The 17,636-nt window shown below is 74.3% G+C and carries 20 protein-coding genes; 11 read left to right on the top strand and 9 right to left on the bottom strand.

Features of this window, described 5'->3' with window-relative positions; genetic code table 11:
- Positions 1–80 precede the first annotated feature (80 nt).
- The 3 genes from J2S46_RS34640 to J2S46_RS34630 all read left to right on the top strand — a co-directional run bounded on the left by J2S46_RS34640 (position 81) and on the right by J2S46_RS34630 (position 1,492).
- Complete coding sequence (locus J2S46_RS34640) at positions 81–470, top strand: hypothetical protein (RefSeq protein ID WP_229912751.1); 390 nt, start codon at positions 81–83, stop codon at positions 468–470.
- Positions 470–907, top strand: coding sequence for a response regulator (locus tag J2S46_RS34635; protein WP_229912750.1), 438 nt, complete (start codon positions 470–472; stop codon positions 905–907). The genes J2S46_RS34640 and J2S46_RS34635 overlap by 1 nt, the downstream gene beginning before the upstream one ends.
- Before the next feature lie 147 nt (positions 908–1,054).
- Complete coding sequence (locus tag J2S46_RS34630) at positions 1,055–1,492, top strand: ATP-binding protein (RefSeq protein ID WP_229912749.1); 438 nt, start codon at positions 1,055–1,057, stop codon at positions 1,490–1,492.
- Between the two features lie 73 nt (positions 1,493–1,565).
- On the opposite strand, the gene J2S46_RS34625 is transcribed toward J2S46_RS34630, so the two are convergent.
- The 5 genes from J2S46_RS34625 to J2S46_RS34605 form a co-directional block, all read right to left on the bottom strand.
- The gene (locus tag J2S46_RS34625) at positions 1,566–2,489 is read right to left on the bottom strand and encodes a PP2C family protein-serine/threonine phosphatase (protein WP_307352258.1); all 924 of its coding nucleotides are present in this window, start codon (positions 2,487–2,489) and stop codon (positions 1,566–1,568) included.
- 278 nt (positions 2,490–2,767) lie between these two features.
- Positions 2,768–3,283 (bottom strand): ATP-binding protein, encoded by a 516-nt coding sequence (locus J2S46_RS34620; protein WP_229912748.1) that lies wholly within the window; start codon positions 3,281–3,283, stop codon positions 2,768–2,770.
- A gap of 276 nt (positions 3,284–3,559) precedes the next feature.
- On the bottom strand, positions 3,560–3,940 hold the full coding sequence (locus tag J2S46_RS34615) for an STAS domain-containing protein (RefSeq protein WP_191290296.1): 381 nt from the start codon (positions 3,938–3,940) through the stop codon (positions 3,560–3,562).
- A gap of 197 nt (positions 3,941–4,137) precedes the next feature.
- Entirely contained in the window at positions 4,138–5,052 is a 915-nt protein-coding gene (locus tag J2S46_RS34610; protein ID WP_191290295.1) for a SigB/SigF/SigG family RNA polymerase sigma factor, read from the bottom strand.
- 625 nt (positions 5,053–5,677) lie between these two features.
- The gene (locus J2S46_RS34605) at positions 5,678–5,848 is read right to left on the bottom strand and encodes a hydrophobic protein (RefSeq protein ID WP_191290294.1); all 171 of its coding nucleotides are present in this window, start codon (positions 5,846–5,848) and stop codon (positions 5,678–5,680) included.
- A 242-nt stretch (positions 5,849–6,090) separates the two neighbouring features.
- Here J2S46_RS34605 and J2S46_RS34600 point away from each other — a divergent pair, with 242 nt between their 5' ends.
- Together J2S46_RS34600 and J2S46_RS34595 are read left to right on the top strand one after the other, a co-directional pair.
- A complete protein-coding gene (locus J2S46_RS34600) occupies positions 6,091–6,552 on the top strand; it encodes a VOC family protein (protein ID WP_191290293.1) in 462 nt (153 codons plus the stop codon).
- Between the two features lie 176 nt (positions 6,553–6,728).
- Positions 6,729–7,244: an ATP-binding protein gene (locus J2S46_RS34595; RefSeq protein WP_191290292.1), complete on the top strand. Its 516-nt coding sequence runs from the start codon at positions 6,729–6,731 to the stop codon at positions 7,242–7,244.
- 135 nt (positions 7,245–7,379) lie between these two features.
- Here J2S46_RS34595 and J2S46_RS34590 read toward each other — a convergent pair whose 3' ends face one another.
- Both J2S46_RS34590 and J2S46_RS34585 read right to left on the bottom strand, forming a co-directional pair.
- Positions 7,380–8,369: an adenosine deaminase gene (locus J2S46_RS34590; RefSeq protein WP_191290291.1), complete on the bottom strand. Its 990-nt coding sequence runs from the start codon at positions 8,367–8,369 to the stop codon at positions 7,380–7,382.
- Between the two features lie 50 nt (positions 8,370–8,419).
- Complete coding sequence (locus J2S46_RS34585; RefSeq protein WP_229912747.1) at positions 8,420–9,031, bottom strand: HPP family protein; 612 nt, start codon at positions 9,029–9,031, stop codon at positions 8,420–8,422.
- Between the two features lie 220 nt (positions 9,032–9,251).
- Here J2S46_RS34585 and J2S46_RS34580 point away from each other — a divergent pair, with 220 nt between their 5' ends.
- Both J2S46_RS34580 and J2S46_RS34575 read left to right on the top strand, forming a co-directional pair.
- The gene (locus J2S46_RS34580; protein WP_073921258.1) at positions 9,252–9,533 is read left to right on the top strand and encodes a DUF6158 family protein; all 282 of its coding nucleotides are present in this window, start codon (positions 9,252–9,254) and stop codon (positions 9,531–9,533) included.
- Positions 9,534–9,672: 139 nt separating this feature from the next.
- Positions 9,673–11,085 carry an NADP-dependent succinic semialdehyde dehydrogenase gene (locus J2S46_RS34575; protein ID WP_191290290.1) on the top strand — a complete coding sequence of 471 codons (1,413 nt, stop codon included), beginning with the start codon at positions 9,673–9,675 and terminating at the stop codon, positions 11,083–11,085.
- Positions 11,086–11,195: 110 nt separating this feature from the next.
- Here J2S46_RS34575 and J2S46_RS34570 read toward each other — a convergent pair whose 3' ends face one another.
- Positions 11,196–11,534, bottom strand: coding sequence for a hypothetical protein (locus J2S46_RS34570; RefSeq protein WP_191290289.1), 339 nt, complete (start codon positions 11,532–11,534; stop codon positions 11,196–11,198).
- A gap of 249 nt (positions 11,535–11,783) precedes the next feature.
- Between J2S46_RS34570 and J2S46_RS34565 the strand changes: the two genes are divergently transcribed.
- Complete coding sequence (locus J2S46_RS34565; protein WP_191290288.1) at positions 11,784–12,005, top strand: hypothetical protein; 222 nt, start codon at positions 11,784–11,786, stop codon at positions 12,003–12,005.
- Positions 12,006–12,074: 69 nt separating this feature from the next.
- On the opposite strand, the gene J2S46_RS34560 is transcribed toward J2S46_RS34565, so the two are convergent.
- Positions 12,075–13,430 carry a metallophosphoesterase gene (locus J2S46_RS34560; RefSeq protein WP_191290287.1) on the bottom strand — a complete coding sequence of 452 codons (1,356 nt, stop codon included), beginning with the start codon at positions 13,428–13,430 and terminating at the stop codon, positions 12,075–12,077.
- A gap of 345 nt (positions 13,431–13,775) precedes the next feature.
- Here J2S46_RS34560 and J2S46_RS34555 point away from each other — a divergent pair, with 345 nt between their 5' ends.
- From J2S46_RS34555 to J2S46_RS34545, 3 genes are all read left to right on the top strand, one after another.
- On the top strand, positions 13,776–15,206 hold the full coding sequence (locus tag J2S46_RS34555) for an amino acid permease (RefSeq protein WP_191290286.1): 1,431 nt from the start codon (positions 13,776–13,778) through the stop codon (positions 15,204–15,206).
- A 163-nt stretch (positions 15,207–15,369) separates the two neighbouring features.
- On the top strand, positions 15,370–16,305 hold the full coding sequence (locus tag J2S46_RS34550) for an EI24 domain-containing protein (RefSeq protein ID WP_191290285.1): 936 nt from the start codon (positions 15,370–15,372) through the stop codon (positions 16,303–16,305).
- A gap of 555 nt (positions 16,306–16,860) precedes the next feature.
- Entirely contained in the window at positions 16,861–17,571 is a 711-nt protein-coding gene (locus J2S46_RS34545; RefSeq protein WP_191290284.1) for an aggregation-promoting factor C-terminal-like domain-containing protein, read from the top strand.
- Positions 17,572–17,636: the final 65 nt, after the last annotated feature.

Raw genomic sequence — 17,636 nt, 5'->3', positions numbered from 1 at the left:
TCGCGCGCGGCAGCCACACCCTACACGCCGTCCGACAAGTTTGGTTGTCGCACGACGAGCGGTCACCTAAGGTGGCAGGCATGCCAGCCGACCGCTTCGCCGCCCTCATGAGCGAGGACCAACTCGCGGCCCTCGCGGACGCGACGCTCGGAGAACTCGCCGGCCGCCTCGCCGCCCGGGCGTTCCGCCCGCTGCCCGCCGGGGAGCCGGGTGCCCGCGCGCCCGGTGAGCCCTGGGAGGCCGACCCGCAGCACGACGCGCTGACCCGGTTGCACGCCCTGATGCACCTGCGGAAGGCCGCCGAGCGCCTCGCCGACCAGGCGGCCCGGGAGGCGGCCGGGGCCGGGGCCGGCTACCCGCAGCTCGGGCAGGCCTGCGACATCAGCCGCCAGGCTGCCCGCCAGCGCTGGCCCGGGTTGGTCCCACCGGCACCTCACCGCACCACCCATTCCGAGAACCGGAGCGCCTGATGGCCACCCGCCCGCAAGCCCGCTCGTACAGCGTCCTGCTCGTCGAGGACGACCTCGCCGACGCCATGCTGATCGAGGAGGCCCTGTTCGAACAGGGCATGGCGCGCACCATCGTCAAGGCGGAGGACGGCGTCGCCGCCCTCGAACACCTCCGGCAGAACGTCGCCCGGTACCCCGATCTGATCATCCTCGACCTCAACATGCCCCGGATGAACGGCCGTGAACTGCTGGAGGTCCTCAAGGCGGACGAGCAGCTCAAGCTGATCCCGATCGTGGTCCTCACCACCTCGGCCGCCCCCGAGGACGTGAGCGGCGCCTACCACCGCCACGCCAACGCGTACGTCACCAAGCCCGTCAACCTCGACGACTTCACCCGGGCCGTCCAGAGCATCGACAACTTCTACCTGGAGACGGCCGCGGTCCTGGCCCGCCCCTGACCCGTGCCGCCGACCCTGCCGGTGAGCCCCGCCCCGGTCCGCCGGCCACCGGTCCGAAAACCCGTGCATGACCCCGCGGAACCGGGGTAGGCGCTCGCGCATGCCCGGCCGCGAGCGCACCGGGGCCACGAACGGGGACGGTGCCTGGTGCCGAAGGCGGGAACACTGACGGAACAGACCTGGACGGACATCGGCTTCCGGGCCGGTGCCGCCTTCGACGGCGCGCCGGGAACCGCCGCCGCGGCCCGCCGCTTCGCCGACGAGTTCCTCGCCGAGGCGCAGACCCGGCACGGCGTCCCGGTGACCGCGGCGCTGGCCGGCACGGTTCGCCTGGTGGTCAGCGAACTCGTCACCAACGCCGCCAAGTACGCGCCGGGCCCGTGCCTGCTCGACCTGGAACTCACGGTCGACGACATCCGGGTGACCGTCTGGGACACCGAGGCCCGCCTGCCGGCGCCGCGCTCGCCCGACCCTGCCCGGGTCGGCCAGCACGGCCTGGAGATCGTCCTCGCGGTGTGCCGCCGCTACGACATCGAGCGGCACGCGGGCGGCAAGCGCGTCCGGGCGCACCTCCCCCTGGACTGAGCCGGCCCCGCCCGGCCGCCCGTGGGTGCCCCCGGTCCCTGCCCGGGACCGTCGGGCGCCCGCCCGCGCCGGCTCAGCCGCCGCCGAGCCGGGCCGCGAACACGACGGTGTCGTCCTCCTGCGGACTGCCGAAGCCGTCCAGCAGGTGGTCGCAGAGTGCCTCCGGCTCGCCCGGTCCGGCGGCGGCCGTCAGGCGCAGCCGCTCCAGCGAGCGGTCCAGGTCGACCCCCCGGCGCTCGACCAGCCCGTCGGTGACCATCACCAGCCTGCTGCCGGGGGCGACCTCGTGCCGGGTGGCCGGCGGCTGCGGCAGGCCGAGGCCCAGCAGCGGGCCGTGCTCGTGGACGTACCGGGCCCGGCCGTCCGGGCCGACCAGCAGCGGCGGCAGGTGGCCGGCGTTCGCCAGGTGCAGCAGGCCCGTACCGGACTCCAGCAGCGCGACACAGAGCGTCGCCGTCCAGCCCGGCCGGTGCCGGCCCATCAGCGCGTCCAGGCGCTCCAGCAGCACGTCGGCCGGATGTCCCTCGTTGGCGTAGGCCCGCAGCGCGTGCCGCAACTCCCCCATCACCATGGCGGCCTGGAGGTTGTGGCCGGCGACGTCACCGACCGCCATCAGCAGCCCGCCCGGGGTCGCGACGGCCTCGTAGAAGTCCCCGCCGATCTCGTTCTCGGTCGCCGCGGGGAGGTACCGCACGGCCAGGTCGACGCCCGGCCAGTCGGGGAGGGTCGCCGGCAGGAAGGTGCGCTGGAGCGTCAGGGCGAACTGGTGCTCCTCGCTGTACAGCGCCACCACGCCGCGGTTGGTCTCCTCCAGCTCCGCCGACAGCACCGAGTACCGCGCCGCGGCCTCCCGGTGCTTCTCCCGCAGCTCGGCGAGACCGCGCTCCGACTCACGGCACCGGGCCCGGGCGTCCTGGAGGGCCGCCAGCAGCTCGCGCTCTCGGGCCGAGGGCGCGCCACCGGCCGGCGGACCCGCCTCCTCGGGAGACGGGGACATGTGATGATTCATCGGACCTCGGGCGGTACTCGGGACGCGCCGGTCAGGGCGCGCGACTCGGGAGCAGCGGGACGGCTCCGGACGGACTGGCCGTTCCGGACGCGGGGGGCGAACCGCCCCGCCGTACGTCCCGCCTTCCCGCCCCGGCCGCACCCATGCCCCTCGGTTCGGCGGGCCCGGGGCACCGCGGCGCAGCCTGGACGAGGTCGCCGGCTCGCGCCCGCGGCCGCGCACCCGGCCGTGGCTCGTCGGAGCGGCACCTGGGCACCGCCGACCGCTCACACGGCGGGCGCGGAACCCCGTCCGGCGGGACTGCCCGTGAAGCCGGGACCGGCCGGTTCGCGATTGCGCATGCGGGCGGCACCGAGCTCCGCCCAGACGCTCTTGCCGCCCGGGTTGAGGTCGGCGCCCCAGCGCTCCGACAGCCGCGCCACGATGTGCAGCCCGTGACCGCCCGGGGCAGTGGTGAGGTGCGGCGGGCGCGGACTGGGCGACGTCGCCTCGTGGTCCAGCACTTCGACCCGCAGCCCCTCCTGGGAGGCGGTGAGGACGAGCTCGCGCGGGCCGCCGCCGTGGATGCAGGCGTTGGCGAGCAGCTCGGAGACGATCAGCAGGATGTCGTCGGTGAGGGTGTCGGCGTCGGCCCACCCCCAGTCCTCCAGGGCCTGCCGGGCGAAGTGGCGGCCGCGGCCTACCGGGCCGGGCACGCCCAGCAGGGCGAGGCGCCTGCGCTGGCCGGCCTTCGGCACGCCCGTCCGCTGCGGCACGCCCGCCCCTGGGTCGATGGATGTCACTACGTTCTCACCCCGCGGTTCGGCGCTGTCGGTGGATCGGGAGGTTACGGATCCGGTGGTCTCCGGCGGGGTCCGCCGGACCGGCGGCTCGCACGCCGTTCCGTACCGTGTCACGCCTGCCCGCTGAGACCCGGGGAACACCAGGTGCCCCGTTTCTGCACATCTCCCCGGACGGCGCGCGGCCCGGGCCGGGGCGCTGTGCCGCCCGGTGGGCAGCGGCTGCCGCCGGTGCGGCCGTCCGGCCGGCGCCGGCGGCGGGCACCGCCCCGGGCCCGGTCACCGTGCGGCGAGCGCGTGCTCAAGCGTGGGTTCGAGTGCGAACACCCGGTCCGCGCCGGTGATCTCCAGCAGCCGCAGCAGCTGGTCGGGCGCCCCCGCCAGCCGCAGGGCCGTACCGGCGCTGTCGGCGTCGGTACGCGTGCGCAGCAGCAGGTTGAGGCCGGAGGAGTCGCAGAATCCGACCCGGGACAGGTCGACGACCATCAGCGGCGCGCCGGAGCGGACCGCCTCCTCCAGGGCCGGCCCGACCGCGAGCACGCCGTCCAGGTCGAGTTCACCCGCCAGGGAACAGACCAGCGCGCCGTCGTCCGTACGCCGGAACTCCGCCCCCGGCCCTTCGGGGGCCGGCATCGCGGCGGCGTTCGCCGGATCGTTCATCTCCACCTCAGTTCTTCGTCGTCGGCACCGCACCGACCCTCACGCCTGACCATACAATCGCCCGATCCGCCGTCGGCGGGCCGGTCGTCGCCGCACGGGCCCGGGGTGGCCGTGGGCCGCCCCGGGCACCGCACGGACCGGGGCCGAACCCGGCGGGGGACGCCGGTCCGGCCCCGGTCCGGGGCGGACGCGCGGGCCTAGCTCTCCGCGAGCAGGGCCGTGCGCAGGTGGCCGAGGATCCGGGTGAGCAGCCGGGAGATGTGCATCTGGGACAGGCCCAGCTCCTGACCGATCTGGCCCTGGGTCATCTCGGCGCCGAACCGCATCGCGAGGATGCGGCGGTCCCGCTCGGGCAGCGCGGCGATCAGCGGCTTGAGCGTCTCCAGGTGCAGGACGGCCTCGAAGCCGGGCTCCTCCACCGCGAACCGGGCGCCCAGGCCGGCGCCGGAGCCGGACCCGGCGTCGTCGCCTTCGGAGGGGGCGTCCAGCGAGTGCGCGCTGTAGGCGTTGGCGGCCTTCATCCCCTCGATGACCTCGCGCTCGGTCAGCGAGAGGTGCTCGGCGAGTTCGGCCGTGGTCGGCAGCCGGTCCAGGACCTGCTCCAGTTCGTCGGAGCCCTTGGCCAGGGCCAGCCGCATCTCCTGCATCCCCCTGGGCACGTGGACCATCCAGCTGGTGTCGCGGAAGAACCGCTTCATCTCGCCGGTGATCGTGGGCAGGGCGAAGGTGACGAACTCGAACTCGCGCGTCGGGTCGAACCGGTCGATGGCCTTGATCAGGCCGATCGTGCCGACCTGGATGATGTCGTCCATCGGCTCGCTGCGATTGCTGAAGCGCCGGGCGGCGAACTTCACCAGCGCCATGTTCAGCTCGATCAGGGTGCCGCGGACGTACGAGTACTCACGGGTGCCCTCCTCCAGGTCCCGCAGTCGCAGGAAGAGGTCCTTCGAGAGCACCCGGGCGTCCGCCGGCGCGATCGCACTCGCGTCCTCGATCCGCGGCGCCGGACCACCCGGGGCCGCCGGAGCGGCCGCGGGTCGCACGGTGGCCGGGGCCGAAGCCGCGACGAGGTCCGACGCGACGGCTGACGCTGTGTCCTGAAGGACTGCCATGGGTATCCCTCTTCCGGGTCACGAACGCGGGCCACGGATAGGCACAACGCTCCTGGGCCGCGGCTACCCCGCGATCACCCGCTCATGCACCGTCCCACAAAACTGACCGTATTTGCGGCTTAAGTGATGCTTGTACCGATTTGCACCCCTGGGCTTCCCGGGCTCCCCCGGTGTCGGCCTTCCGGAACGCCGACGGCTCCGGCCCCACGCTGTGGGCCGGAGCCGTCGAAAGCCGCACCGCGCGTACCGGCCGCCGTTCGGCGGTGGGCGCGGACCGGCGGAACGCCGGCCGGCCCGTTGGCCGCCGGAGTCCGGATCAGCCGCGCCGGAGGGCGCGGACCGCGAGGACGACAAGAATCACGATGACCACAGTGCCGAGTCCGATGTACATGGGATTTCCTCCGATATTCCGACGGTGCGTCCGGTGATTGGACATCCGGCGAACTGCCGTCACGATTTCCTGACCGTTCTGACATCCGCGCCGTTCGTCTGCCCGTCATTCCAGGAATGATGCGGACGCCCGGGCGGGTGGTGGCCGGGGGCCGGACAGACGCGGGCGGGGCGCACCCTGGGTGCGCCCCGCCCGAACCGCCCTACGACCACCGCACCCCACGGGCTCGCTGCGTCACCAGCGGTACCAGCGGTGACGGCTGCCGGAGGGGTGCGTCCCCCGGGCCACGAATCCGATCAGCCAGACCACCAGGACGAAGATCGCTATCCACCACAGTGCCTTGACGGCGAAACCGGCGCCGAAGAGCAGCAGTGCGAGAAGAAGTACAAGAAGCAGCGGACCCATTTAGAAGACCTCCCAGTCGGTGTCGAAATCCGCCTGCCCGGGTCCACCCTTCCTATTCCTGGGAATCTTCGGCGAGAAGGCGGGCATACGGCCGGGCCGTCCCGGCCCTGTCGGTCCCAGGTGCCAGGGTGGTCGTAGGAGCCCGGCCGAGCCCCACCCGCACCCGCACCCCCACCCGGCCGCGACCGACCGCCGCACCCGGCCGCCACCGACACCGACACCGCTACGAACGGAGTACCCCGATGAGCCGCCACTTCCAGGTCACCTTCGACGCCCACGACCCGCGAGCACTGTCGTCCTTCTGGCGTGACGCGCTGGGCTACGTCCACCCCGGGCCGCCCGGGGTGGACCTGCCCGCGGGCGCCGACCCGCTGGCCGCGTGGGACGACTTCCTGGCCCGGATCGGCGTGCCGCAGGAGCAGCGCAACTCCCGGTCGGCCATCGAGGACCCGGACGGGAACGGGCCGCGGGTGTTCTTCCAGCAGGTACCGGAGGACAAGGTCGCCAAGAACCGCGTCCATCTCGACGTCCGCGCAGCTCCCGGCCTGCAGGGGGAGGAGCGGATGGCGGCTCTGGAGGCCGAGTGCGAGCGGCTGGTCGCACTGGGCGCGACCCGGCTGCGCCGCTTCGAGCCCGCTCCTCCGATGAGCTCCGGCTTCATCGTGCTGGCCGATCCCGAGGGCAACGAGTTCTGCCTGGACTGAGGCGGGCCGGCCCGGTGCGGGGTCACCGGACCGGGGACGAAGCGGCCAGGGACAAAAGGGACTCTCCGCCGCATGCGCCCCACCCGTCCGGGTAGGCGGGTCCCGGGCCGGGGAGCGATCCCGCACCCCGGCCACGACCAGCCGGAAACGGCCCGAACCAGGGAGGGGCAGTGGAGATGGCACAGCCGGAGAACGACGCCCGGACGGCCCGGGGCCGGCCCCGGGGCGTCCGGAACCGCCCGCACGACCCGGCCCGGAGCGAGGTCCGCGCGACGGCCGGGACCACCCCGGACGCCGCCGGCCTCCCGGGGACTGCACCCGGCCGGGGATGGCGGATCCCGCCCGGGAACGGCACCCTCGCCCGCGCCCGCGAACTCACCCGGGACACCCTGCAGGAGTGGGACCACCGGGGCGAGGACTACGCCCACGCCGTCCTGCTCGTGTCCGAGCTGGTCACCAACGCCCACCGGCACGCCGGCGGCCCGGCCGACCTGGAGCTGCACCCGGTGCCGGGCGGGGTGCTGCTCCGGGTCAGCGACGCCTCGTCACGACTGCCGGTCCGGCGGGAGCCGGGCGCCGACGGAGGCTTCGGCATGCACCTGCTCGCCCGGCTCAGCGAGTCCTGGGGCGTCGAGCCCTTCCCCGGCGGCAAGTCGGTCTGGGCCCGGCTCGCTCCCCGGCCGGACGCCTGACGACCTGGCCGGACGCCTGACGACCTGGCCCAACGCCTGACGACCTGACCGGACGGCCGACGCCCCGGCCGGAAGCCTCGGCCTGATGCCCGACGACCCGGCCGGCCGGGTGCCCGCGGGGCCTGGCGGGCCCGCTCAGTCGGTGAACTCGTACCCGGCCACCTCGGCGAGCAGCGCCCGGCGGCGGGGCTCGTCCAGGAACGCGGCCTTGAAGGAATTGGCGGCGAGCCTGCGCAGGGTCTCCCGGTCCAGGCCGAGGGCGTCCCGCAGGGCGGTGAAGTTGTCCTCCACGTAGCCGCCGAAGTAGGCCGGGTCGTCGGAGTTGACGGTGACCAGCAGTCCGGCGTCCAGCATCCGGCGCAGCGGGTGGTCGGCGAGGGTGTCGATGCAGCGCAGCCGGACGTTGGAGAGCGGGCAGAGGGTCAGCGGGATCTGCTCGCGGACCAGCCGGGCGACCAGGTCCTGGTCCTCCAGGCAGCGCAGCCCGTGGTCGATCCGCTCGACGCCGAGCACGTCCAGCGCCTCGCGGATGTACTCGGCCGGGCCCTCCTCCCCGGCGTGCGCGACGCGGCGCAGGCCGGCGGCGGCCGCCAGCTCGTACACCTCGCGGAACTTCGCCGGCGGGTTGCCGACCTCGGCGGAGTCCAGGCCGACGCCGGAGATCCGGTGCAGATGGGGCTTGGCGGCCTCGAAGGTCTCCAGCGCCGAGGCGGCCGGCTCGTCCCGCAGGAAGCACATGATCAGCTGGGTGCTGATGCCGTACCGCTCCTCGCTGCGCTCCAGGGCCCGCGAGAGGCCCTCGACGACGGTGCCGATCTCCACGCCGCGCGCGGTGTGCGCCTGCGGGTCGAAGAAGATCTCGGCGTGCCGCACGCCCTGCCCCGCGGCGCGGGCCAGGTAGGCGTCGGCGAGGTCGGCGAAGTCCTGCTCGGTGCGCAGCACCGCCATCAGCGCGTAGTAGAGGTCGAGGAAGGACTGCAGGTCGCTGAAGGAGTAGGCGTGCCGCAGCTCCTCGGTGTCCGCGAAGGGCAGGGTGACACCGTTGCGGGCAGCGAGGGCGAAGGCGAGTTCAGGCTCCAGGGTGCCTTCGATGTGCAGGTGGAGTTCGGCCTTGGGCAGCGACATAAGGGATCGATTCGGTACTCGGGGGTGGAACTACCAGGAAAGGGACCATCCTACGACCCGCCGCCGCGCACCCCGCCCGCCGCCGGGGCGGGCTTCGGCGCGGCCGGCGGCGCGGGCCGCCACCAGGGGTAGGGGATCCCCGCGAGGCGGTTCACCACGAGGCCCTGGGCGGCCAGCAGGACGACCGCGATCATCACCACGGTCAGCTGCAGCGGGGTGCGCAGCAGGCCGAGCGCGACGATCAGCGTGGTCGCGGCGGCCGGCGGGTGGGCGACGCCGAACAGCGGCATCAGCCCGCAGGTCAGGCCCAGTGCGACGGCGGACGCCCCGAGCCGGGCCCAGGTGATGTCGTTGAGGTTCGGCGGGGTGTCCAGCAGGCCGGTGACGGCGAGCGCGAAGTATCCGGACAGCACCCCGATCAGGTGCCCGTACACCGTGCTGCGGGGCGAGGCGCTCGGGAGGGTCGGCGTGTAGAAGAGCAGGAAGGCGGTCGGTCCGAGCGAGGGGAAGAGGAAGGGCGCGTTGCTGAAGTGCGCCAGCGCGGCCATCACCGCGAGCGAGATGCCGGCGTTGACGGCGGAGTAGGAGGCCAGCACCCGGCTGGGGTCGTGCCGTTCCATGACCGCCGACAGTTCGAACCGGGCGAGGAATCTTCGGATCATTGCCACCGTCCGGCGGGCCGGGCGCGAGCCCGGGATCGAGGGGTCGGCGGGGAGGGAAAGGGTGCGCCGACAGGCAGTGCGATACCCGCCCGTCGCCCGTCCCGGGCCGCCGGCGCCGGATCGCACCCGATCGGCCCACTCCGCCGCCCGGTCACCGGCGGCGGAGTGACGACCCCGGGTAGAAGGTAGAAGGAGGTTCAACCGCCGAGGAGGTACGGACATGCGGCACCCGGACGGCCCCCGCAGCAAGCCGGAGGGGATCTCCCCGCACGCCCTGGACAACGGGGTGCTGCTGCACGAGCTGGAGCAGCTCCACCGCACCAGGCACGAGACCTTCCTGTACGGCTCGGACGACGCGCTGGCGCACCACACGACTCGCACCGCCCAACTGGAGGCCGAGTACCTGCACCGGTTCCCGAACCGGCAGGTCACCGCCGCCCGGACCCGCTCCGGGGCCCGTACCCGGGAGGCCGCCGCCCGGGCCGAAGCCACCCCCGAGTGACCGCGGGGGTGCCCCGCCCGGCGGCCTCCGGTCCGCCCGGGCGGGGCGCCGCGGCCGTCCGCGCGCCCGGCGCCGCCCGCCCCTTCCGTCCGGTCCCTCCACCACCCGACCGCCCACCACCCCCGTCAGGGAGCCAGCCATGCCCATCGCCAGCGTGAACCCCGCGACCGGCGAAACCCTGGAGACCTTCGAAGCCCTGGACGACGCGGCGATCGAGCTGTGCCTGTCCAGGGCCGAGTCGGCCTTCCGGCAGTACCGCACCACGGACTTCGAGCAGCGTGCCGCGCTGGTGCACCGCGCGGCCGACCTGCTGGAGGCCGACCAGGAGGCCGTCGCCCGCACCATGACCGAGGAGATGGGCAAGCCGCTGGTGGCCGCCCGGGCCGAGGCCGCGAAGTGCGTCAAGGCGCTGCGCTGGTACGCCGACCAGGCGCCCGCCCTGCTCGCGGACGAACTCCCGCGCCAGGAGGACGTCGCGGACGCCGGGGCCTCGGACGCCTACGTGCGCTACCGCCCGATCGGCGCGGTGCTCGCGGTGATGCCGTGGAACTTCCCGTTCTGGCAGGTGATCCGCTTCGCCGCGCCGGCCCTGATGGCGGGCAACGTCTGCCTGCTCAAGCACGCCTCCAACGTGCCCCGGACGGCGGTCGCCCTGGAGGACCTGTTCCGGCGGGCCGGGTTCCCCGAGGGCTGCTTCCAGACCCTGCTGATCGGCTCGGCCGCCGTGGAGGGCGTGATCCGGGACCGCCGGGTCGCGGCCGTGACGCTGACCGGCAGCGAGCCGGCCGGGCGCGCCGTCGCCGCGACGGCGGCGGACGAGGTCAAGAAGGCGGTGCTGGAGCTGGGCGGCAGCGACCCCTTCGTGGTGATGCCGAGCGCCGATCTGGCCGCCGCCGTGGCGACGGCGGTGCGGGCACGGGTCCAGAACAACGGGCAGTCGTGCATCGCGGCCAAGCGGTTCATCGTGCACGAGGAGGTGTACGAGCCCTTCCTGGCCGCGTTCACCGAGGCGATGCGGGCGCTGAAGGTCGGCGACCCGATGGCGGAGGACACCGCGGTGGGCCCGCTGGCGAGCGAGCAGGGGCGTACCGACCTGGAGGAGCTGGTCGAGGACGCCCGTGCGCACGGCGCCCGGGTGGAGTGCGGCGGCCGCCGCCCGCCGGGGCTGGACCCGGCGCTGGCAGCCGGCTGGTTCTACGAGCCGACGGTGCTCTCGGGCATCACGCCGCGGATGCGCGTGCACCTGGAGGAGACCTTCGGCCCGGTCGCGACGGTCTACCGGGTGGCGAACCTGGACGAGGCGGTCGAGCGGGCCAACGACTCGCCGTTCGGCCTCAGCTCCAACGTGTGGACCACGGACGGCGCGGAGCAGCAGCGTTTCGTCCGGGACATCGAGGCGGGCGGCGTCTTCTTCAACGGGATGACCGCCTCGCACCCGGCACTGCCGTTCGGCGGGGTCAAGCGCTCCGGCTTCGGGCGGGAGCTGTCCGGCCACGGCATCAAGGAGTTCTGCAACATCACCACGGTCTGGATGGGGCCGCCCGCCTCCTGAGGCCGCCCGGGCGGCCGCCGGCCCGCGTGCCCCTCCGGGGACGCGGGCCGGCGGCTGCCCGGACCTGCTCACGCCCGGTCGGACGTGCTCAGGCGCCTGGCCTGGCGGGGTCAGTGCCCGGTGGCCATCCTCCGGTGCCGCCCGGGGCCCTGGCTGTTGCTGATCCAGCGCGAGACCGCCCCGAAGAGGACCATGACGGTCACGCCCCACACCACGGCGAAAACCACCAGCAGCGGCGTGTACGACATCTGGACGGCCACCAGGACCAGGCCCAGGGACAGGGCCACCAGGAACACCGCCGCCGTGGTGGACAGCCCGACATCGGCCTTCCAGGCCCGCTTCAGCCAGTGGCCGTGCGGCTGCTGCGGGGGGCCCGTGGTCGGGCTCGCGGTCGGGCTCGCGGTCGGGCCCCCGGTCGTGCTCGGGCCCCCGGTCGTCTGCGGATCCATCTCGTTCGCCTCCAGACCCCGGCGTACGCGCCGGGACGGTCCGGGTCGCTCCGTCGCCCGCCACCTCCGGATCGTTCCGGTGCCGGGCCCTACAGGCGTGCTGCCCGGTCCCGGACTGATCTACACCGGCCGCCGCCGGACTTCTGCGCAGGTGGCGGCGCCGGCCGCCGGCGCGCAGGACAGCGCGCGCCGGCCGGACGAGAATGTCGGCAGGGGACCCGGGGGCTGCTGGTGAGGAGGCCGGCGCAGATGACCGAGCACGCGCCGGGCACGCAGGCCCCGCCGCCGGAGCGCACGACCTACCGGGTCACGTACGCCGTGGCCGGCACCGCCGCGATCCGCTGGACGGACGTGACCGTGCTGCCAGGGCACTCGCAGGAGAGCGACATCCCCGGGATCGTCGCCGCGCGCCTCACCGGACGGCCCGCCGACCGGCGGCTGATCACCCTGCTCGGGCTGCGCGCGCTGTGAAGTCGCGCGGCCGCCCCGGTGCACGCACCGGGGCGGTCCGGTCTCCGTCGCGCCAGGCCCGCGGCCCCGTCAGGCCCTCGGCGAGACCAGCGTGACGATGGTGATGTCCGAGGGCGCGCCGACCCGTACCGGCGGGCCCCAGGCGCCCGCGCCGCGGGTGACGTAGAGCTGGGTGTCCCCGTAGCGCTCCAGGCCGGCCACCGTGGGGTTGGCGAGTTCGGCCAGGTAGTTGCCCGGCCAGAGCTGGCCGCCGTGGGTGTGGCCGGAGAGCTGCAGGTCCACGCCGTGCCGGACGGCGTCGTGCACGGTCACCGGCTGGTGGGAGAGCAGCACCGAGGTACGGGAGCGGTCCCGGTCGCCGAGCGCCTTGTCGAAGTCGGGCCCGTCGCCCTCGGAGGTGCCGGCCAGGTCGTTGACGCCGGCCAGGTCGAAGCCGGGCAGTTCCACCCGGGCGTTCTGCAGCGGGTGGACGCCCAGCGAGCGGACGAAGTCGACCCAGGGGGCCGCCCCGGAGAAGTACTCGTGGTTGCCGGTGACGAACCAGGCGCCGTCCTTGGCCCGGAGCCGGGCCAAGGGCTCGGCGTCCCGGCCGAGTTCGGGCACGGTGCCGTCGACCAGGTCGCCGACGACGGTGATCAGGTCGGGCCGGGCGGCGTTGACGGTGTCGACGATCCGCTGGGTGTGGGCGCGGCCGAGGATCGGGCCGAGGTGGATGTCGCTGACCACCGCGATCCGGTAGCCGTCCGCCCGCGCGGGCAGTTTGGCCAGCGGGACGGTCACCTGCTTGAGGCGCGGACCGCGCAGCACGCCGTAGGTGCCGTTGCCGACCACGGCCGCCGCCGCGCCGGCGGCACCGATCGCGACCGTGCGGGCGATGAACAGCCGCCGCTGCGGCGAGAGGGGACCGCCGGACACGGGAGCGGCGGGGGACGGGCGCACCACGTCGGCAGCCGGGACACCGGGGTCGGCGGACGGCGTGGCGGGGCGGGCGGACGGCGTGCCGGGCTCGGGGGCGGGGTCCGCCACGGGCCCGGTGGTGACGGCGGCCGGGGTGGCACCGGCTGCCGCGTCCCGTCCCGCCTCCCCCGGCAGGTCGCGTGCCGTGCCCCGGCGGTCCGGCAGCCGGGCGAGCAGGGGCCGGAGCAGCTCGCCGGCCAGCAGGAAGAGCAGCAGGTAGAGCAGCACCGCCAGCCAGAGGAACCCGGGCCAGGCGATCCAGCGCTCGGCCGCCATCGGCAGGGCGCGCCCGCCGACCACCGCGCCGATGCCGAGGACGGGGAGCAGGAACGCCAGCACGGTGCCGGTCCGCCGCCAGAGCCCGCCGGGGGCGCTGACGTCCCGGACCAGGCGGCGCCAGAGGTACCAGTGGGCGAGGCCGACGACGGCCAGGGCGAGCAGGAGGGCGAGCACCACGACCACGATCACGCCGCCATCAACTCCGGGACCGTTCCGCTGATCTTCACCCCCACAGTATGAGCACCCCGGCGGCGCTCCCCGGACCGGCCCCCGACCCCGGCCCGGTAACGCCCGGGTCACGCCCCGAACGCGCTGAGCGGCCTGACCCCGTGTCAGATTTGAGCTTTCGCGGACAATCCGAAAAGGGGTCCTGACCAGGCCTTACGCGTCCGCTGAGCGGACATTTCCCGATGTGCTGTTCCGATACTCGGAAGTAGAAGTTAGGTTGCGTCGCATTGCGCGGATCCGTCCCCCCACCCTCCGGCACCACAGGCCGAAGGGGTCGACCGCGCGGGAAGGCACAGGCACCTGCAGATGAGTGCGGAAACCACCACCACCCGGACCGCGTCGCCCCCGGGCGCCCCCGGCGACGGCGGCCAGGACGGCAACCTCAAGGCCGGCCTGAAGAACCGGCACCTGTCGATGATCGCCATCGGCGGCGTGATCGGCGCCGGCCTGTTCGTGGGCTCCGGCGCGGGCATCGCCTCCACCGGCCCCGGCATCCTGCTCTCCTACACCCTGGCCGGCGTGCTGGTCGTGATGGTGATGCGGATGCTCGGCGAGATGGCCGCCGCCGACCCGCAGAGCGGCTCGTTCTCCGCGTACGCGGACCGGGCGCTGGGCCGCTGGGCCGGATTCAGCATCGGCTGGCTGTACTGGTTCTTCTGGGTCGTGGTGCTGGCCGTGGAGGCGACGGCGGGGGCCAAGATCCTCAACACCTGGGTCCCCGGTGTGCCGCAGTGGGCGTTCGCCCTGCTGGTGATGGCCGTGCTGACGGCCACCAACCTGTTCTCGGTGGCCTCCTACGGCGAGTTCGAGTTCTGGTTCGCCGGCATCAAGGTGGTGGCCATCATCGCCTTCATCGTGATCGGCGCGCTGGCCGTCTTCGGCCTGCTGCCCGGCACCAGCGCGGTCGGCACGGCCAACCTCACCGGCAACGGCGGCTTCCTGCCGCACGGGGTCGGCGCCGTCTTCACCGGCATGCTGACCGTGGTGTTCGCCTTCATGGGCAGCGAGATCGTCACGCTCGCCGCCGGCGAGTCCGCCGACCCGGAGAAGGCGGTCAGCCGGGCCACCAACAGCGTGATCTGGCGGATCGGCGTCTTCTACCTCGGCTCGATCGCGATCGTGGTGACGCTGCTGCCGTGGAACGACGCCTCGGTCAAGGGCAGCCCGTACGTCGCGGTGCTGGAGCACGTCGGCATCCCGGGCGCCGCCCGGGTGATGGACGTGATCGTGCTGACCGCCGTGCTGTCCTGCCTCAACTCCGGCCTCTACACGGCCTCCCGGATGGCCTTCTCGCTCGGACAGCGCGGCGACGCGCCGAAGGCCTTCGCCCGGGTGAGCCCGCGCGGCGTGCCCCGGGTGGCGATCCTGTCCTCGGTGGTCTTCGGCTTCCTCGCGGTGTTCTTCAACTACACCTCGCCGAACACCGTCTTCAAGTTCCTGATCAACTCCTCGGGCGCGGTGGCCCTCTTCGTCTGGCTGGTGATCTGCTTCTCGCAGCTGCGGATGCGCAAGATCATCGAGCGTGAGACGCCCGAGCGGCTCACCGTCCGGATGTGGCTCTACCCGTACCTGACCTGGGCCACCATCGGCCTGATCGGGTTCGTGATGATCTACATGTTCACCGACCACGACGGCCGGACCCAGATGTACCTGTCACTGGTCGCCGCCGCCGTCGTCCTGGTCGCGGCCGCCGTCGTGGACCGGCGCCGCAAGGCCGCCGCGCTCACCGCCGCCTAGCCGGTTCCCCCGGCGCACCGCCTCCGGCCGTCCGGCCGCCCCTCACCGGGCGGGCGGGCGGCCGGACGCGTCGTCAGGACCACCGCCCGGCGGCCCGTGCGCCCCGGCCTGAGCTGACCGGCCTGAGGTGACCGGTCCGGCGGCGTCCCCTACCCTTCCCCCTATGCGAGATCTTGTGGCGGGGATGGGGTACCTGGCCAAGGGCCAGAAGTGGGTGGCGCGACACGGCCGCTGGTGGGGGTTCGGGATGATCCCCGCACTGATCACCCTGGTCGGGTACATCGTGGCGCTGGTACTGCTCAGCACCCGGGCCGACGACCTGGCCGCCTGGGCCACCCCGTTCGCCGACGGCTGGGGCTCCCCCTGGCAGGGGCTGCTGCGCGGCGCGCTCGCGGCCGTCACCTTCGGCGGCGGCCTGCTGATCGCCCTGATCACCTTCACCGCCGTGACCCTGCTGGTCGGCCAGCCCTTCTACGAGTCGCTCTGCGAGAAGGTGGACGAGACCGAGGGCGGCGCACCGGCCAAGCCGGAGATCCCGCTCTGGCGCGAGCTGCTGATCTCCGCCCGGGACAGCCTGTACGTCCTGGTCCGGGTGCTCGCCTTCGGCATCCTGCTGTTCGCCTGCGGGTTCATCCCGGTGGTCGGCCAGACCGTGGTGCCCGTCGCGGGCTTCTGCGTCTCCGGCTTCTTCCTGGTCGTCGAGCTGTCCGCGGTGGCCCTGCAGCGGCGCGGGGTGCCGCAGGCCGAGCGGATCCGGCTGCTGCGCCGCCGGCTCCCGCTGGCGCTCGGGTTCGGCGTGCCGCTGATCCTGCTGTTCCTGGTCCCGCTGCTGACCGTGCTGGCGATGCCGGGCGCGGTCGCGGGCGCGACCCTGCTGGCCCGGGACCTCGTCCCGGTCGAGGAGGACCAGGACGGCGAGCAGGACCCGGCTGCGCAGGAGTCCGGGGAGCACCCGGGCGGCGCCCGGGGCGGCACCCCGCACGGCGGCGGCCCGGCCTTCGCGAGCGCCTGCCCCGAGAACCCGTACGCCGAGCCCCCGCAGGTGGGGAACCCGTACCGGGGCGGGACCGAGGCCGACCCCTACCGGTCCGCGCCGTAGCAGCTGCCCCGGCGGGCGGCACCACCCGACGTGAGCGGACGGTGACGACGCGGCGCCCCGGCGGGCTCCCGTTGTGAGGCCGGACACAGGCTCCCGCAGCACTACTACCGCCGATCGTCGACGGGCGCCGGGCGCGCCCCGCCCTCGCGCCTCGGCCCGCCGGCCGGGGGCGGGGGCCGCGGGGTGGCCCCGGGCCGGAGCGCGGGCCACCAGGTGACTTCCGACCCTGGACGCGGCCGCGGCCGCAGCCTCCCGGCGCCCGAATCCCCTACTCCGGGTAACCGCGATCGTCGCACCCGGCTACGGCCGGGTACCGCCGCGTCCACTACCGGCCGTAGTAGCCGGGCCTTTTGCTCACCGCTCGGGGCTCTGCGAAGAATGTGCAGGCCGCCAGGCCGCGAGGCGTCCCACCGCCGCGCCACCTGCCCGCCCCGTCCCACAGCCGGGGTGTCACCGCCGTCCCGCGGAGCGGCGCCGGGCCCTCTCCCCCGAGCGGGCCCGGCCGCCCCGCGCTCCGGCGCGGTCCCACGCCCGACGGAAGAGGACGACCGCCTCATGCAGCTCAGCCATGCCCGCCGCAACTCCCTGATCACCGGTGTGACCACCATCGCACTGGCGGGGGCCGCCACCCTCTCGCTCGCCCTCCCCCAGGACGGCGGCACCGCCGAGGCCGCGACCACCGTGACCACCGCCTCCGTCGACGGGCTCCCCGCGACACCCACCGCGGAGGAGCCGCAGGCGCAGGCCGACGCGGCCCAGGCGGCGGACGCCGCCGCGAAGCTGAAGGCCGAGGCCGAGGCCGCAGCGGCCCGGGCGCAGGCCGACGCGGAGGCCAGGGCCCAGGCCGACGCGGCCGCCGCCCAGGCACAGGCCCAGGAACAGGCCAAGGCCCAGGCCGACGCCAAGGCCAGGGCGGACGCCGCCGCGGCGGCCTCCCGCTCGCAGCAGCGATCCGCAGTGAACAGCACCTCCGCGTTCACCGGCACCCCGCAGCAGATCGCCGCGCAGATCGTGCCCGCCGGACAGCTCCGGTGCTTCACCGACATCATCGAGCGCGAGAGCAACTGGAAGGTGACGGCCACCAACCCCAGCTCCGGCGCGTACGGCCTGGTGCAGGCCCTGCCCGGCTCCAAGATGGCCGCGGCCGGCGCGGACTGGCGGACCAACCCCGCCACCCAGATCAAGTGGGGCCTGAGCTACATGAACGCCACCTACGGCAGCCCGTGCGGGGCGTGGAGGTTCTGGCAGGTCCACCACGCGTACTGAGCCGGACGGCCAAGCCGCTCCCGGCACCCGGCCCACCGCCGGGCACCGCCTGCGCCGGCCCCCGT

Origin of the sequence: Kitasatospora herbaricolor (genome assembly GCF_030813695.1) — a bacterium.
Classification (GTDB): Bacteria; Actinomycetota; Actinomycetes; order Streptomycetales; family Streptomycetaceae; genus Kitasatospora; species Kitasatospora herbaricolor.
The sequence above is the reverse complement of the archived record's forward strand: the minus strand, read 5'-3'. Positions and strand labels throughout refer to the sequence as shown.

What these genes read in the sequence shown, in the direction of transcription:
- J2S46_RS34610 (WP_191290295.1), bottom strand. Translation starts at nt 5,052, where the DNA reads ATGGCAGTCCTTCAGGACACAGCGTCAGCCGTCGCGTCGGACCTCGTC.
- J2S46_RS34635 (WP_229912750.1), top strand. Translation starts at nt 470, where the DNA reads ATGGCCACCCGCCCGCAAGCCCGCTCGTACAGCGTCCTGCTCGTCGAG.
- J2S46_RS34625 (WP_307352258.1), bottom strand. Translation starts at nt 2,489, where the DNA reads ATGTCCCCGTCTCCCGAGGAGGCGGGTCCGCCGGCCGGTGGCGCGCCC.
- J2S46_RS34570 (WP_191290289.1), bottom strand. Translation starts at nt 11,534, where the DNA reads ATGGATCCGCAGACGACCGGGGGCCCGAGCACGACCGGGGGCCCGACC.
- J2S46_RS34605 (WP_191290294.1), bottom strand. Translation starts at nt 5,848, where the DNA reads ATGGGTCCGCTGCTTCTTGTACTTCTTCTCGCACTGCTGCTCTTCGGC.
- J2S46_RS34565 (WP_191290288.1), top strand. Translation starts at nt 11,784, where the DNA reads ATGACCGAGCACGCGCCGGGCACGCAGGCCCCGCCGCCGGAGCGCACG.
- J2S46_RS34550 (WP_191290285.1), top strand. Translation starts at nt 15,370, where the DNA reads ATGCGAGATCTTGTGGCGGGGATGGGGTACCTGGCCAAGGGCCAGAAG.
- J2S46_RS34600 (WP_191290293.1), top strand. Translation starts at nt 6,091, where the DNA reads ATGAGCCGCCACTTCCAGGTCACCTTCGACGCCCACGACCCGCGAGCA.
- J2S46_RS34590 (WP_191290291.1), bottom strand. Translation starts at nt 8,369, where the DNA reads ATGTCGCTGCCCAAGGCCGAACTCCACCTGCACATCGAAGGCACCCTG.
- J2S46_RS34595 (WP_191290292.1), top strand. Translation starts at nt 6,729, where the DNA reads ATGGCACAGCCGGAGAACGACGCCCGGACGGCCCGGGGCCGGCCCCGG.
- J2S46_RS34585 (WP_229912747.1), bottom strand. Translation starts at nt 9,031, where the DNA reads ATGATCCGAAGATTCCTCGCCCGGTTCGAACTGTCGGCGGTCATGGAA.
- J2S46_RS34545 (WP_191290284.1), top strand. Translation starts at nt 16,861, where the DNA reads ATGCAGCTCAGCCATGCCCGCCGCAACTCCCTGATCACCGGTGTGACC.
- J2S46_RS34580 (WP_073921258.1), top strand. Translation starts at nt 9,252, where the DNA reads ATGCGGCACCCGGACGGCCCCCGCAGCAAGCCGGAGGGGATCTCCCCG.
- J2S46_RS34640 (WP_229912751.1), top strand. Translation starts at nt 81, where the DNA reads ATGCCAGCCGACCGCTTCGCCGCCCTCATGAGCGAGGACCAACTCGCG.
- J2S46_RS34615 (WP_191290296.1), bottom strand. Translation starts at nt 3,940, where the DNA reads ATGAACGATCCGGCGAACGCCGCCGCGATGCCGGCCCCCGAAGGGCCG.
- J2S46_RS34575 (WP_191290290.1), top strand. Translation starts at nt 9,673, where the DNA reads ATGCCCATCGCCAGCGTGAACCCCGCGACCGGCGAAACCCTGGAGACC.
- J2S46_RS34555 (WP_191290286.1), top strand. Translation starts at nt 13,776, where the DNA reads ATGAGTGCGGAAACCACCACCACCCGGACCGCGTCGCCCCCGGGCGCC.